Source organism: Pseudomonas sp. TMW22090 (genome assembly GCF_022496665.1).
GTDB lineage: Bacteria > Pseudomonadota > Gammaproteobacteria > Pseudomonadales > Pseudomonadaceae > Aquipseudomonas > Aquipseudomonas gregormendelii.
Window position 1 is genome coordinate 251147 of record NZ_SCFH01000001.1, and the last position, 15090, is coordinate 266236.

Sequence of the window (15090 nt, forward strand, 5' to 3'; positions counted from 1 at the left end):
TTTGGATCCCCCGCGGAAGAGCGTAGGTTTGAATTATGAAATATCCAGTAATTAATTGAACGGCAAGCAACGTTGTTTCAAAGGGTTTACAACAGCGTGATCGATTACGTTTCTATTTTCCCAAGTGACCCGCGCTTGAGGTCTGCGCTTATTGCGCAAAGCCGGTTTTGCCGATGCGTTTGAGCATCTCGTTGTACATCTTGCTGCGACGGTGGGCAGTGCTGTAGCCGCCGGCGGCAGCGACTGTGCCGGCCTGGATGTGGTCCAGGTACTTGAATATCGTGCCGGGCGAAATGAATTCGACGGTGTATCCCATCTCGACCATGCGGTCTTGCAGCGTGTACCCGGGCACACGATCATCCAGCTGGAAATGCAGATCATGCTGCTTCATCAACCCACAGTTCCACAGGGTGCAAAAACTCTTCAGGTGGACTTCACGCCAGGGCTTCGGGTCTTTGGAGCGCAGCCCCAAGGTTTGTTTCAGGCGGCGATAATGGTGTTTGTACAGCCGCGAAGCATAACGCCAGGCAGACCTGATCACCCCGCGATCCAGTTGCTCGACACAGCCTGCGGCCGCGACCTGCGGATCGTTGATGCATTTGCTCAACATCATGTCGAACACGGATTCATCGTAGATGAAGGTGTCGGTGTGCAGCAGGAACAGGTAATCGGTTGTGACGCGCGCCAGCGCCATGTCGAGTGCTCTGCCGTGCGCCATATGACCCGCTTCCGGGCCGGCTGACTTGCGCTCGATCAGGTTGATCCAGTTCAGCGAACGCAGGTATTGGACGCTCTCATCCGCGGAGTCGTTGTCAACGACCCAGACCGGGATATTCCGGTGCCCCACGTGTTTGTATAAAAGGTCGAGGCAGGCTTTGGTGATGTCGAGTGTTTTGTAATTAACCAGAACAATGCTGAAGGGAGTGTTCGTGTTGTTTGAAAGATGCTTCATAACCTGAATGCCCAGTTATTGTTTGCGCTTGGTTTGTGCTGCGGTGTAAGTGGGCGCGAGAGTAAGTAAACGACCTTAAGTGAAACTTAATCTCGCCGGGTTCCAGCCAAAAGCGCGGGCATGCGCTGATGTCCATCGGCATCGATGTAGCCCAGATCGCCAGACTTTCATGCCCCGTTCGTCGAACGAGGAATCTGGGTGACAGAGCGGTTTGAGGCGATCGCTCGCTGTTACCCAAGCCACCCCACCAGCAGCATCGCGCTCAAAGCCACCAACGCCGTATTCAGGCAAACCAGCCCGAAGCCAAACCTCACCAGTGCGCTTTCCTCGCTGGCCTGGGTCTTCGCCAGCCCCAGGATCAGCATGACGATCGACAGCGAACCCAGTGCGGCATGTCCTGCCGCGCTGTTCTGCACGGCGGCCAGCAACAGGCGGGAGGTTTCCGGCAACATCGCGATGGCCGGCATGAAGATCGCGTTACCGCCCACGTTCGATCCGGTCATGTAGCCGGACAGCCCGCCCAGCAGGGCGACCAGCGAAGTCGCAGCGGTGGGCGACAACCCTGCCAACAGTTGCATCAAGCCCGCCAGAAAGCCCGCTTTTACCATCATTTGTGACATGGCCAGAAAGAAGAAAATCGTCAGCAAGGGGCGTTTCGCCCGAACCGCCAATGCAGTCAGCCAACCAACGACCGGCCCCGTCTGGCGTGGCGTGTTGCGCGTGTAGAAGCCCAGGCCGATCAGCACCAGGATCAGCGCCACGCCCGGTGAAGCCAAGGGTTTCCACGTCACCTGGGCACCCTGGACGATCCAGAGATCCTGCCAGCCGGTGATGCTCCACAGCGTTTTCAAGCCGACGATGAAGACGATCAGCAGCACATAAGGCCAGGCCTGGCGCGGCCATTGCACCGTGCTGCGGGTGGTTGCGCTGTGCCGCCGCCACAGGCCGGCAGCCAGTACGGCGCTGGCGGTGAACAGGCCGGCGGCAACGCCGGCTACTTCCGGCCCCAACCAGAGGCTGGCTGCGTAGAGCACGGCCACGAACAGCAACCAGAAAACGCCCAGCGCCTGCCATTCCCGCAGCTCGCGCACGCCTGCCAGGCACAACGCCATGGCACTCAGGGCAAGAAACACAGGGGCGCTGGTGAGGGCCGAAGTCGCAGCCAGGGCCGGCGCGTCCAGATGTGCCAGCGAGGCGCCGATCACCGAGGCCAGGCCCAGGGTGCCCCACGGCATGATCGCCATGCCGGCCAAGGCGATGCGCAGGGCAACCCGGCGCTCAAAGAGGCTGAGCAGCAGCGGCACCGTTGCGATCAGCGACACGCCAAAACCGGTCATGGCTTCCAGTAACGGTGCCAGGCCGAGGACGATGAACACCAGTTGATCGCCGCGACGCAGCCCCAGGGATTGCACCCATTGGCTGAGCGCCACATTGACGCCCAGGCGCTCGATGCAAATCACGAACGCCAGCCCCGGCACGATGACGAAGGCGGTGCTGGCAAACAGCACGACGGTATCTTGCGCAGCGGCCAGCAGGCTGCCCAGGTGCCACGCGTCGGCAGCACCCGCCAGCCACAGCACCACCACCAGTAACGTGCCAGCGAGGGCGGCGTGCACCGGCGGGCGGCGCAGCACCACCAGCATTGCAGTGACCAGCAGGACGGGGGAAAGATGAAACAATGCGAGCATGCCGAATATCCTGTGTGAGTGGCCGGTCAGGCTGCGAAGGCAGGCTGCACGCAAGATAATATTTCTCGTGGCTAGATAAAGGGTCGCGGTTTTCTGCTAGTTTTCGGGAAATTTTCTCGCGGGGCTCGCATGGCTAACAAGGACGCTGCATTTGAATCGCTGGATAAATTTGACCGTGCGATCCTGGACCTCGTCCAGCGCGACAACACCACGCCGTTGCGGCTGATGGCCGAGCAGGTCAACCTGTCCACGGCCGCCGTGCAGCGCCGCATAAAGCGCATGGAAGAGAAGGGCGTGATCACCGGCAACGTGGCCATTGTTGACCCCACTGCCGTCGGCCGGCCGATCACCATCATTGTCGAAGTGATGGTCGAGCGCACCAGTATCGAGGCCATGGAGGCGATCAAAGCCCACTTCGCCGTGCCGCAGGTGCAGCAGTGCTATTACGTCACTGGCGAGGTGGATTTTGTGCTGATATTGACCGTCGCCAGCATGCAGGAATACCAGGCCCTGGCCCGGCGATTGTTTGCCGAAAACGCCAACGTGACCTGGTTCAAGACCATCGTGGCACTGGACCGGGTGAAGGTCGGGCTTGAGGTGCCGAGCCTGGCGGGGTAACGGCGCAGTCGCACCCTGGCAGGCGATGTAGTGTTTTTCGTGATAGCTCGTAACGGAGCTTGCGATTGGTCCTCGGCTCAACGTCTGCTTAGGGTTGCTGCAGCAATTCTCAGCCGTAGTGGAGCTGTATGCGTTATCGACGTCTCGACCTGAACCTTCTGGTGGCCCTGGACGCCTTGCTCAGCGAATGCAGTGTGAGCCGGGCGGCGGAGCGCTTGTGCCTGGGCCAGTCTGCGGCAAGTTCAGCGCTGGGGCGCCTGCGCGAACACTTCAACGACCCGTTGCTGGTGCAGGTTGGCCGGCGGCTGGAGCCGACAGCGCTGGGCCTGGAGCTGCTGCCGAAAGTGCGTGAGGCCCTGGCGCTGACACGGGACATCGTCGATTCGCCGGTCGGGTTTGACCCCGCCACCTGTACCCGTCAATTCACGTTGGTGGCCTCGGATTACGTGGTCGGAGTACTCCTGCCTGCCGTAAGTCTTGAGTTGGCACGAGTCGCTCCCGGGGTGCGATTGAGCCTGCGCGACCTGCCTGCACCGCGCGACGGTGACGTGGTCAGCGAGGCGCTGGATTACCGTCGCAGTGATGCCGTGATAGTGCCGCAGCGCCGCTTGAATCCGGCGTACCCCCACGTGCCGCTGCTCAACGATGAGTTGTGCTGCATCGTTTGCGCGGGGCAGGCGCAGTTTGCCGAGGGCCTGAGCCTGGCCAGCTACTGTGCGGCGGAACATGTGGTGCGCGAGTTCTCCGACGGGCGAAACCTGGCGATGGATGCCGTGCACCTGCAGGAGCTTGGCGTGCAACGGCGAGTCGCGGTGGCCGTGGAAAGCTTTGCGCTGATCCCGGAGTTTGTGATGGGTACCGCGCGTATCGCTACGGTATTTCGCCGTCAGGCCCAGGGTTTTTCCCGGCGTTACCCGCTGCGGATCCACCGCGCACCGCTGGCGTTTCCCGCCGCTACCCAAGTGCTGCAGTGGCACCCTTACCAGGAACATGATCCGGCGATGCGCTGGTTGCGCCGACTGCTGGTAGAACAGGCGGCGATGCTCGATCAGCCTGGAGGTTGATCGCCGGTGTCCGCCATCAGGCCGACCTGATCGATGGCCTGCACGGCGCAGCGCTCGTCGTTGTCCGAGGTATCGCCACTGATGCCGATGGCGCCGATCAGTTGCCCCTGGGCATTACGAATCAGTACACCGCCTGCCACGGGAATCACTTCGCCGCCGGTCAAACTGTTGATCGCATCAAAAAATGCCGGCATCGCTTGCGCACGCCGCGCCAGTTCCCGTCCGCCGAAACCCATGCCCAGGCAGCCGCGAGCCTTGCCAGTGGCGATTTGCGGGCGCAGGAAACTGGCGTGCTCATCGCGCAGTACGGCCAGTGGATGACCGGCGGTGTCCAGTACGGCTGCGGCCATGGGCTTGAAGCCTGCTTGACGGGCGAGGCGAATGGCACGGCTCGCCAGGTCCGTGGCAGTGAGCAGATCGAGTTGTTGCATGTCAGCAGTCCTCATAAGGCCCACTTGCCCAACTGGGCTACGCGGTCGCGAGTGTACAGATCGGTCCATTTCAACGAGTTGAAGTCGCTGACCTGCTTGGGGTTGTAGGGGCTGCGCTCCATACGCACCGGCTGGCCGCCCTTGTAGACGGCTTTCAGGCGAGAGCGATCCTGCAGCAGACGGATGTTCTGTAATGGCGAGCCGTCGAGCAGCAGGAAGTCGGCCTGTTTCCCTACTTCCAGAGTGCCCAGGGTCTCGCCCCGTGGCATGCAGCGCGCGCCGACGTTGGTGGCTGCATGCAGGGCTTCGGCCGGCGTAAAGCCGAGCCGCGTCACCAGCAATTCAAGCTCGCGGGCGTGCCACTCGCCGTAAGGCGTCACCGCAAAACCGCTGTCACTGCCGCAGGCGAACGGGATGCCGGCCGCTTTCGCGCGTTTGAGCACGGCTGAGCCGATCTCCAGGGTTCGAGCGCAGTAACCGGCGTAGCCGGTGGTGATGGCCGGGTCGTGGGGCTGGCAGAAATCCACGGTGTTCTGCGGAAACGTCATGGTGGGGGCCAGGATGCTGCCGGCTTCGAGCAAGGCTTCGATGCACGCGTCGTCCATGTAGAACGCGTGGAAGACCAGATCGACGCCGGCGCGCGCGGCGTACATCACCGCCTCGCGACCGTAGGCATGGGTGGCGACCTTGCAGCCCAGGCGATGGGCCTCGGCCACCATTTCGTAAGTTTCTTCGGCGGTGAACGCCGCGATGATTTCACCGTTGGGGCGGCGATGGGTGCCGTCCATGGCAATTTTGATCAGGTCGACGCCATCCTTGGCTTGTTTGCGGATTTCCGCCAAGGCATCGCTGCGGCTGGTCACCAGGCATGCGGTGAAAAATTCCGGGGCACCCATGCGGCTCGGGAACCAGTCGTTGAGGCTCTGCCGATTGGTGATGACCCGGCTGCTGGCGGCAATTCGCGGCCCTTCGAACAACCCGGCACCGATGGCGTTGCGCACGGCGATGCTGAGCTGGCCACTGTCACCGGGGCACACCATGCTGGTGACGCCGGCCGCCAGCACATGCTGGGCGAAGAACATGCCGCGCAGGGCGCGGAACTCGTCGCTGGTCCAGATATCGATGTCTTCTTCGCTCTGCGCATTGCCGAATGCCAGATGAGTATGCACATCCACCAGGCCGGGCATGACAAAGTTGTCGCCGGCATCCACCACGGTGTCGCCGGGTTGGGGTGCAGGCGCGGACAGGGTCGGGCCGACGTACCTCAGCAGACCGTTTTCAACCACCAGGGTTTGCTGCTGACGGGTGTCGAGGCCGGTGCCGTCGAACAGTGTTTGGCATTTCAGGTGCAGGCTAGGCATGGGGTTTTTCGCTTGGCTGATTGTTATGCGAAAAGAGACTAGGGGCGCGGGCAGGTTCAACACCAACAGATTGCATCGATGGCGACGTATTGACCGGGTCAATAGGTCTGCAAGCCTTGGTTTACTTGGCTTGTGGACGATGGAAGGTGTCGGAGGGAGAGTATCGCGAGTCACGATGGCAGGCATCTTCATCGACGATTTTTACTGCGCAGGTGCGGCGTTTATGGTGCGCGCTTGTCAACCCACCGAGAGTCAGGAAGATGCCTGTGAAAACCCAACTGCTGCAATTGGAAACCGAACGCCGCCGGGCGCTGGTCGAAGAGGATTATGCCCGAGTCGCCGAACTGTTCGCCGATGACCTGGTGTACGTACACACCACCGGCCTGGTGCAAGGCAAGACCGACTACCTGGACTACGCCCGGAGCGCGGTGCAATACCTGGCCATCGAACGAGGCGAATTGCAGATCCGCTTATACGGCGAGCGCCTGGCGATCATGACCGGACCACAGTGCAACACCTTGCAGAAGCGTGGCGGCGACCAGCCGATTCGCGGCGAAGGGTTTGCCACGCAGGTGTGGGCTTTGGGGGAGAAGGGCTGGCAGATCAGCTCGTTCCACGCTACTCGCCTATTCAGTTAAGGCTTTTTGTAGGAGCGAGCTTGCTCGCGAAGAACTCATAGGCACCGCGTTTATCCAGGTGTCCCGCGTTATCGTTGACGTTTTTCGCGAGCAAGCTGCTCCTACACGTTCCGGGCTTTACAATCTGTCAGGCAACGTGCCCACCCAAGTTTTCAGCCACCCAGTCCGCAATGTACTGTCCGGCATTAATGCTGTTATCAAAGCTTGAATGCTGCACCCCACCTTCGCGTTCAGTGAATATTTTCAGCTCGCGCTTGGGGCTGTTGACCAGTTGCTCGTAGGTGCGATGTGCCCACTTCAATGGAATCTGTGAATCCTTTTCCCCGTGGGTCACCAGGAACGGCACCTTGATCCGGTCCAGCACGCCGTCCAGGTGGACGTTCTCGGCGATGCTCATGAACTCGTCGACATCGTTCGCGCCCCACACCCAGCACACGTGCGACCAGTAATGCGGTACCGGGAAGCTGCCTTCTTTTTCCAGGCGACGTTTTTGCACATCTCGCCAGTCGTGGTTCGCGCCCCATACCACGCCGCAAGCGAAGCGCGGTTCGAAGGCCACGGCGCGCGGGCAGTAGTAACCGCCCAGCGAGACACCTTCCATGCCGATACGCCGGGCATCTACATCACTGCGGGTTTCAAGCCAGTCGACGACGCGGCTGGCCCAGTGCTCGCTGTCGTAACGGGCAATCAGGTTGTGCAGGCGCAAGGCTTCACCGGTGCCCGGTTGGTCGATGATCAGCGAAGACACTCCGCGTTTGGCCAGCCAGGCGGGGAGGCCGACGCGGTATTTCATTTCCTTGGTCGAATCCAGCCCGTTGACCTGCACCAGGATCGGCGCCGGCCCGCTCACGCCTTCGGCGCGTACCAGCAAGCCGGAGATATGTGCGCCCTCGTAGGGGATCTCCACTCGCTCGCAGTTCTCCCGGGACAGTTCGATGCCGCGTTTGAACGTCTGCAGGAAGCGCTGGTACAGCTCGGTACGACCCGCTGCGCCATGGGCCTGCAGGCGCTCGCAGGTCAGGTAGTAGGTGGCGGCGCGGTTGTATTTTTCGCCTGCAGACAACAGCCGGCCCGACGTTTCGTCTTCCTCGGCCAGCCCGCAGAGTTTGTCGGCCATTTTCGCCCAGGTCTCGCGGAAGGCCTTGGTACCGGCGGCGTCGGGTTGGCGGGCGGCCTCCTGCAGCGGCGCGCACATCTCTTCGATTTCGCCCATGCGGGCGCCCATCTCGATGGCCAGGTTGACAGAAAGATTCCACACGTAGTTGGTTGGGAAATAGCGGAACATGGTTTTTGTTGTCCTTGTGGTTGCCTTGGCGTTCCCACGGCACGTTAAGGACGACCCGACTATTTGGCCAATCGTGACGCGGGATGGGAGGTATCGCGAGCGGCGATAGGATGCTCCTCAAGGTGCTGGATGAATTCGCTAATGCGATCGCGCAGCCAGCGATGCATGGGGTCGCCGTCGACGCTGCGGTGCCACAGCATCACTTCACGCATCACCGGTATCTTCACCGGCGGCTGCAGGATCCGCAGCGGCAGATGCAGGGCGTACAGCCGCGCCAGCCGCTGGTGCATGGTCGCGATGCGCTGGGTGCCGACGACCAGCTGCGGCAGGGTGTTGAAGTCGTTGGTAATCACTTCCAGGCGGCGATTGAAGCCGTACTGGTTCATGAACCATTCCTCGATACTCATGTGCCGGGTGCGCCCGAAACCGACTGAGACGTGGCCCATTTCCATGTACTGCTCAAGCGTCAGGCTGTCCCCCACTTGCGTATTGCCCTGCCACACCACGCACACGTGTTCTTCCTCGAACAGCAGCTTGGAAGGGTGGCCGTCGATGGTGTAGCGCTCCGGCACGATCATCAGGTCGACCTCGCCGCGAACCAGCAATTCGCCGGAGTTATCGCTGGGGCCGAGCATCTCGAAAGTGATGTTGGGCGCTTCCTGGTGGATTTTCTGAATCACCTGGGCGAACAGCACGCTGATCAGGTAGTCCGAGGTCACCAGCCGAAAGTGGCGCTTGCTGGTGGTGGGGTCGAACACCGGTTTGGCGGTGATGGACGACTGGATGGTCAGCAGCACTTCACGTACCGGCTTGGCCAGTTCCAGCGCGTAGTTGGTGGGTTGCATCTTGCGCCCCACCTGCACCAGCAACTCGTCTTCGAAATAGCTGCGCAGGCGTCCCAATACGCCGCTGGTGGCGGACTGCGTCATGTGCAGGCGTTCGGCGGCGCGGGTGATGTTCTGCTCTTCGAGCAATACATCGAGCGCCACCAGCAGGTTCAGGTCCAGGTGATTGAAACGCATCAGGCACGTCCATTGTTGTATTTATTTTCGCGATACATTCGGACGAATACAGTGCCGCGTCAAGCCTGCCTCAAGTCGATCTGACGTGGCATCAGGTATCGCGTTTGCCGATAGGTCGCATCCCGACATGCGATTAGTCAGCTGCCCAGGGTCCAGTCAATCTTCGCCGCAGTCGGACCTTGAGCCGACACCACCACCGGGTTCGTTGCCAGGCTGATCCTGACGCTGAGCGTTCAGCTGCTGTTCCCGGATCATAATTTCAATGGAGTGGTTGCCATGAACATCATTGGCCTTGATGCCCTGATTTTTGGCGTCGATGACATCCAAGCCTGTACCGATTGCCTGCGTGACTACGGCCTTGAGCCGGTTGCCGTGAGCAGTGAGGGCGGGCGGTTTGAAGCACTGGACGGCACTGCCGTGATCATTCGCCGAGCCGACGACCCCGGGCTGCCGGCGGCCATCGGCCCGGCGCCGTCAATTCGCGAAACCGTATACGGTGTCGCCAGCAGCGCTGACCTCGACGCGATCGAAGACGAACTGGCCCGGGATCGCCAGGTCACCCGCAGCCCCGATGGCGTGCTGCACAGCGTCGATGACATGGGCTTTGCCATCGCCTTCCAGGTCACGGTGCGCAGGGCGTATACCGCCCCGGACGACCTGACCAACGCCGCCGGCCACGCGCCGCAGCGACCTCTCAACCAGCCGGGCATCACCCTCGACATGAGCGCGGCGCCGCGCACTTTGTCCCATGTGGTGTATTTCGTTCCGGACGCGGCCAAGGCCGAGGCGTTCTACGCCGAGCGCCTGGGTTTCAAGACCACCGACACCTTCATCGGTGCCGGGCCGTTCATGCGCCCGGCCGGTTCTGATGATCATCATTGCCTGTTCATGATCCAGACCCCGCCGCACATGAAAGGCTGCGAACACTTCACCTTCCACATGGGCAGCGGCACCGAAGTGCTGTTGGCCGGCACCCGCTTCGAGCAAAAAGGCTGGACCAGCTTCTGGGGCCCCGGTCGGCATCTGTTTGGCTCCAACTGGTTCTGGTACTTCAACAGCCCGCTGGGTTGCCACATCGAATACGACGCCGACATGGACAAGCACGATGACGCCTGGGAGGCGCGCCGCGCGCCATTGTCAGCGGATAACTCGCAGTTGTTCCTGTTCAGCTCGAAAGAGAAATGGGCACCCGGTGGCCCGCCACCCAAGCTCGGTTGAAGGCGGGTTTGAGCGATGAACCAGCGCGAGATTGGGCTATGCCGCGCGGATGAACTGGAGGAAGGGCAGGCGCGCGGGTTTGATCCATGGCAGTGCGGCAAAGACAGTGTGTTCGCCGTGCGGCATCAGGGACAGCTGCGGGTTTATCGCAACAGTTGTCCGCATCTGGACGTGCGCATGGAGTACCGCAAAGACCGGTTTCTCAGTGCCGACGGCCAGTTGATCGTGTGTTACGCCCACGGCGCGCAGTTTCTTCCGCAGACCGGTGAATGCGTCTACGGCCCGTGCCTGGGCCAGAAACTGGAGGCACTCGCGTGCAATGTGGAGGAGGGCTGGCTGGTGTTGAAAACACCAGGCTGCACAGCGTAGCGGGGACAGATCGAGGTATCGCGTACGGCGATACATCGCATCCTTACTCGCGATTAGTCAAATCCCTGGTTTGCCGGGAAGCTGGACCCAACGACGCAGTGCCCGACGCTGCATCGAATCACAAGAATAAGAAGTGAGAATGCCATGAGTGCAGTGAACAACGTTCTGATCGTGGGCGGTGGTATAGGCGGTTTGTGTACGGCCATCGCGCTGCGCCGCAAAGGGATTGCAGTGGATTTGATCGAACTCAAATCCGAGTGGACGGTGTACGGCGTCGGGATTATCCAGCAGAGCAACGTGGTCCGCGAGATGGCCAAGTTGGGGGTGCTGGACGGCTACCTCGATGCGGCTTTTGCTTTCGAAGACGTGGCCATCTACGGCCCGGCCGGCCAGCAGCTGGCGCGCATTCCGGGCCAGCGGCTGGCGGGGCCGCAATACCCGGCCAACGTTGGCATCTCGCGCCTGGCGCTGCACAAGGTGCTCAGTGAAACCGCCCTTGAGCTTGGCGCCAACGTGCGCCTGGGGCTCAGCGTGGAGTCCCTGGCGGACCAGGGTGACCACGTAGAGGTGCTGTTTACCGACGACAGTCGCGGGCGTTATGACCTGGTGGTCGGCGCCGACGGCCTGTTCTCCAAGGTGCGCCAGCTGGTGTTTGGCGACACCTACACGCCGCGTTTTACCGGTCAGGCGGTGTGGCGCTACAACTTCCCGCGCGACCCGCAGATCGATCACCTGGCCAACTACCAGAGTGCCGCCGGCAATGCCGGGCTGGTGCCGCTGGCGGGCAACCTGATGTACATGTTCCTGACCTCTCACGAGCCGTCCAATCCATGGATGGCGCCCGCCACCATGGCCGAGCAGATGCGTGAGCGCCTCAAGGGTTTCACCGGGCTGATCGGCGAGCTGCGCGAGCAGATCACCGACAGCAGCCAGGTGGTCTACAAACCCATGGAAGTGGTCTTCGTCAACGAGCCCTGGTACCGCGGGCGAGTGCTGCTGATCGGTGACGCTGCCCACGCCACCACGCCGCACCTGGGCCAGGGCGCGGGCATGGCGATCGAAGACGCCATCGTGCTCAGTGAAGAGCTGACCACCGATGCAGGCGTCGAGCAGCAGCTGCAGCGCTTCATGCAACGCCGCTTCGAGCGCTGCAAGTACATCAGCGAAAGCTCGGTGCTGGCCGGCGACAAAGAGATGCAGCACGACCGCGAGTTCGATCGCATCGGCCTGGTCAAGCAGATGCTCTCGCGAACGGCCGAGCCTATCTGATTCCATCCAGCCGTTCTTCCACAGCAGTTACCACTATAAAAACAAGAGGTTAACGCGATGGTTAGTTCCAAGACTGCGGCGCTCGCGCGCCGCCAGGTCAGCTCGTCTGCACCCTTTGGTTTCAGTTTGGCCGCGGTCCTGGTGCTGTGCAGCCAGGCGGCGCATGCCTTTCAGGTCGACACCGGCAATCCCGATTTCAAATTGCGCTGGGATAATACGGTCAAGTACAGCGCAGCATGGCGCACCCAGAACCCCAGCAGCAAGCTGACCCAAGGCCAGGTTGCGCTCAACCAGGACGATGGCGACCGGGCGTTCAACAAGGGCCTGATCTCCAACCGGACCGATATTCTTTCCGAGCTGGACCTGTCCTTCCAGAGTTTCGGCGCACGGTTGAGTGGCGCGGCGTGGTACGACACCGAGTACCAGCACGACAATGACAACGATGACCCGGCGCGTGCCAACCAGCGCTCGGTGGCGTACGACGAATTCACCGATGACACGCGGCACCTGCATGGCGGCGACGGCGAATTGCTCGATGCATTTGTGTACTGGAACGGCGAAGTCGCCGAGCGCGCTACCTCCGTGCGGGCCGGTCGTCACGGCCTGATCTGGGGTGAGAGCCTGTTCTTCGGCGCCAACGGTATTGCCGGCGGCATGGCCCCGGTGGACGTGGTCAAAGCGCAGTCGGTCCCCAACACCCAGTTCAAGGAAATCACCCGCCCGGTCAACCAGCTGTCGGGGACTCTCCAGCTGACCGACGACGTGTCCCTCGGCGCCTTCTACCAGCTCGAATGGGAGCAGACGCGCCTGCCCGGAGCCGGCAGCTACTTCTCCACCAGTGACACCATTGGCGAAGGCAATGAACGCCTGATCGTCGGCGCGCCGTTCCCCGCATTCCTGGGTGGGAATCCCAGCAGCCCGGCGGCGTTTTTCCACGGCAATGACAAGGAAGCGCGCAGTTCGGGGCAGGGCGGCCTGCAGTTGAAGTACAGCGCCGAAACCGTTGAATACGGCCTGTACGCGATCCAGTACCACGACAAGACGCCCAAGCTGTATCTCAAGCCATCCACCGGCGCACCGAATTTCGCCACCGGACAAATCGGTGAGTACTACTGGGTCTATCCCGAAGATATTCGCGCCCTGGGGGCGAGTTTCTCCACCACCATGGATGAATACAGCTTCGCCGGTGAAGCGTCGATGCGCTGGAACATGCCGCTGGTGTCCAACGGGCAGACCGTGCTGCCGGGTGTGGTGGCCGACAACGATGACGACGCGCTGTACGCCGTTGGACGCACCGCCCACGTCAACCTCAACGTGCTGGCTTCGTTCGGGCCGAACTTCCTGGCCCGGGAGTCGGGGTTTGTCGGCGAAATCGCCTGGAACCGCCTGCTCAATGTCACGAAAAACCGCGCTGCCCTGGACCCGAATGCCACGGATGACGGGCTTGGATTCAAGATGGTCTACACCCCCACCTATCGCCAACTGTTCTCCGGCATCGATATCAGCATTCCGCTGGGCATCAGCTACTTCCCCCTGGGCAAATCGGCCGTGGTCAGCTCGTTCGGCCCGGACAACGGTGGCGACATCAACATCGGCATCACCGCCACTTACCTGGATCGCGTCACTGCGGGCCTGACCTACACCCATTACTACGGCGCCGAGGACACCAACCTCAATGCGCTCAGCCAGTTCAATTACAAGCAATCGCTGAAGGATCGGGATTACCTGGCCTTCTCCGTCAAGACCACGTTTTAAGAGGACTTGCGCATGACCTCCAACAAAAAAAATCCGGCATTCAAGCTCAAGACCCTGTGTTTCGCGCTGCTTGGCAGCCTGGCTATCTGCAGCCAGTGGGCCGTCGCCGCCACGGCTGAGGAAGCGGCCAAGTTGGGCACGACCCTGACGCCCATGGGCGCAGAGCGAGCCGGCAACGCCGATGGCACCATTCCGGCCTGGGACGGTGGTTACACCAAGGTCGACCCTTCTTACAAACCCGGCGGTAAACGCAGCGATCCATTTGCCGCGGAGAAGCCGGTGTTCAGCATCACCTCCAAGAACCTGGCGCAATACGCAGGCAAGCTCACCGACGGCACCAAGGAAATGTTCAAGCGTTTCCCCGACACCTACCGCATCGATGTCTACCCGACTCGCCGGTCGGCAGCCGCCCCGCAGTGGGTGTATGACAACACGCTGAAAAACGCGACCCGCGCCAAGCTGGTGCAGAGCAGCGCCGGGCCGGTGCCTGAAGGCGCTTTTGGCGGCATCCCGTTCCCTGTGCCACACAACGGCGCAGAGGCCATGTGGAACCACTTGCTCAACTGGCGCGGCACCTCGTTGTCGATGCATTTTCGTCACTACCTGATGACCGCCGATGGCAAGCAGGTGATGACCACCGACGGCCAGGCGATCCAGGAGATGCCGTACTACTACCAGGACGGCTCGCCTGAAACATTCGACGGCGACTATTGGTTGTTTCGCCTGCTCAACGTCGGGCCACCGTTGCGTGCCGGCGAGCAGATCATGGGGCGCACCAACATCAACGGCGACAAGTCCCAGGCCCACGTCTACCTGACGGGGCAGCGTCGGGTGCGCAAGCTGCCCAATGCCTGTTGCGATACGCCGACACCGGCGACTGCCGGGGTCATGTCGTTCGACGAACTGAGCGTGTTCCAGGGCCGCATGGACCGTTTTGACTGGAAGCTGGTGGGCAAGCAGGAGATGTACATCCCCTACAACACCAACAAGGTACAAACCGCCGCCAAACCCGAAGACCTGTTTCTTGCTCACCACATGAACCCCGACTTCGTGCGCTGGGAACTGCACCGGGTGTGGGTGGTTGAAGCCGATCTGGCACCGGGCAAGCGTCACCAGTTGCCCAAGGGCCGCTATTACCTTGATGAAGACACCTGGCAAGCGATGCTGGGCGACCGCTGGGACGCCAACGGCCAACTGGCCAAGACCCTGTGGTCGTTGCCCGCCGTACTCCCGGACTTGCCGGCGCAGGCGCAACTGTCCTCGGGTTTCTACGACCTGACCTCCGGCGCCTGGTTCATCCAGAACGTCTACACCGGCCTGCCGCAACAGTACGGCTTGGTGGATCGTTACAAGGCTTCGGAGTTTTCGCCAGCAGCAATGGCGGGTGCCGGGGTTCGCTGAGTCAGACCGGATCACGGTG

General features: G+C 61.6%; 14 protein-coding genes. 8 read left to right on the forward strand and 6 right to left on the reverse strand.

The genetic code is table 11. The annotated features are described in order from the left end of the window. Window positions 1-148 precede the first annotated feature (148 nt). Entirely contained in the window at window positions 149-952 is an 804-nt protein-coding gene (locus EQV97_RS01250; protein WP_201148727.1) for a glycosyltransferase, read from the reverse strand. Between the two features lie 230 nt (window positions 953-1182). Further along, window positions 1183-2640 (reverse strand): L-lactate permease, encoded by a 1458-nt coding sequence (locus EQV97_RS01255; protein ID WP_240888206.1) that lies wholly within the window; start codon window positions 2638-2640, stop codon window positions 1183-1185. A 129-nt stretch (window positions 2641-2769) separates the two neighbouring features. On the opposite strand from EQV97_RS01255, the gene EQV97_RS01260 reads away from it, so the two are divergent. Both EQV97_RS01260 and EQV97_RS01265 read left to right on the forward strand, forming a co-directional pair. Then, window positions 2770-3258 (forward strand): Lrp/AsnC family transcriptional regulator, encoded by a 489-nt coding sequence (locus EQV97_RS01260; RefSeq protein ID WP_240888207.1) that lies wholly within the window; start codon window positions 2770-2772, stop codon window positions 3256-3258. A 128-nt stretch (window positions 3259-3386) separates the two neighbouring features. Further along, entirely contained in the window at window positions 3387-4322 is a 936-nt protein-coding gene (locus EQV97_RS01265) for a LysR family transcriptional regulator (protein ID WP_201148724.1), read from the forward strand. Here EQV97_RS01265 and EQV97_RS01270 read toward each other — a convergent pair. Beyond that, window positions 4307-4753, reverse strand: coding sequence for a heme-binding protein (locus EQV97_RS01270; RefSeq protein WP_240888208.1), 447 nt, complete (start codon window positions 4751-4753; stop codon window positions 4307-4309). The genes EQV97_RS01265 and EQV97_RS01270 overlap by 16 nt on opposite strands. 11 nt (window positions 4754-4764) lie before the next feature. Then, a complete protein-coding gene (locus EQV97_RS01275; protein ID WP_240888209.1) occupies window positions 4765-6114 on the reverse strand; it encodes an amidohydrolase family protein in 1350 nt (449 codons plus the stop codon). Window positions 6115-6374: 260 nt separating this feature from the next. On the opposite strand from EQV97_RS01275, the gene EQV97_RS01280 reads away from it, so the two are divergent. Next, window positions 6375-6752, forward strand: coding sequence for a nuclear transport factor 2 family protein (locus tag EQV97_RS01280; RefSeq protein WP_122840262.1), 378 nt, complete (start codon window positions 6375-6377; stop codon window positions 6750-6752). A 127-nt stretch (window positions 6753-6879) separates the two neighbouring features. Here the strand turns inward: EQV97_RS01280 and EQV97_RS01285 are convergent, their stop codons facing one another. Both EQV97_RS01285 and EQV97_RS01290 read right to left on the reverse strand, forming a co-directional pair. Beyond that, entirely contained in the window at window positions 6880-8037 is a 1158-nt protein-coding gene (locus EQV97_RS01285) for a prolyl oligopeptidase family serine peptidase (protein ID WP_122840263.1), read from the reverse strand. 59 nt (window positions 8038-8096) lie between these two features. Next, window positions 8097-9059 carry a LysR family transcriptional regulator gene (locus EQV97_RS01290; protein WP_122840264.1) on the reverse strand — a complete coding sequence of 321 codons (963 nt, stop codon included), beginning with the start codon at window positions 9057-9059 and terminating at the stop codon, window positions 8097-8099. A gap of 276 nt (window positions 9060-9335) precedes the next feature. Here EQV97_RS01290 and EQV97_RS01295 point away from each other — a divergent pair, with 276 nt between their 5' ends. From EQV97_RS01295 to EQV97_RS01315, 5 genes are all read left to right on the forward strand, one after another. After that, window positions 9336-10277 (forward strand): VOC family protein, encoded by a 942-nt coding sequence (locus EQV97_RS01295; RefSeq protein WP_240888210.1) that lies wholly within the window; start codon window positions 9336-9338, stop codon window positions 10275-10277. Between the two features lie 15 nt (window positions 10278-10292). Then, a complete protein-coding gene (locus EQV97_RS01300; RefSeq protein WP_201147139.1) occupies window positions 10293-10646 on the forward strand; it encodes a Rieske 2Fe-2S domain-containing protein in 354 nt (117 codons plus the stop codon). A 144-nt stretch (window positions 10647-10790) separates the two neighbouring features. Next, on the forward strand, window positions 10791-11915 hold the full coding sequence (locus EQV97_RS01305) for an FAD-dependent oxidoreductase (protein WP_240888211.1): 1125 nt from the start codon (window positions 10791-10793) through the stop codon (window positions 11913-11915). Window positions 11916-11972: 57 nt separating this feature from the next. Beyond that, window positions 11973-13670, forward strand: a complete 1698-nt coding sequence (locus tag EQV97_RS01310) for a DUF1302 domain-containing protein (protein WP_240888212.1) — start codon at window positions 11973-11975, stop codon at window positions 13668-13670. A gap of 12 nt (window positions 13671-13682) precedes the next feature. Next, window positions 13683-15071 (forward strand): DUF1329 domain-containing protein, encoded by a 1389-nt coding sequence (locus EQV97_RS01315; RefSeq protein WP_122840269.1) that lies wholly within the window; start codon window positions 13683-13685, stop codon window positions 15069-15071. Window positions 15072-15090 lie beyond the last annotated feature (19 nt).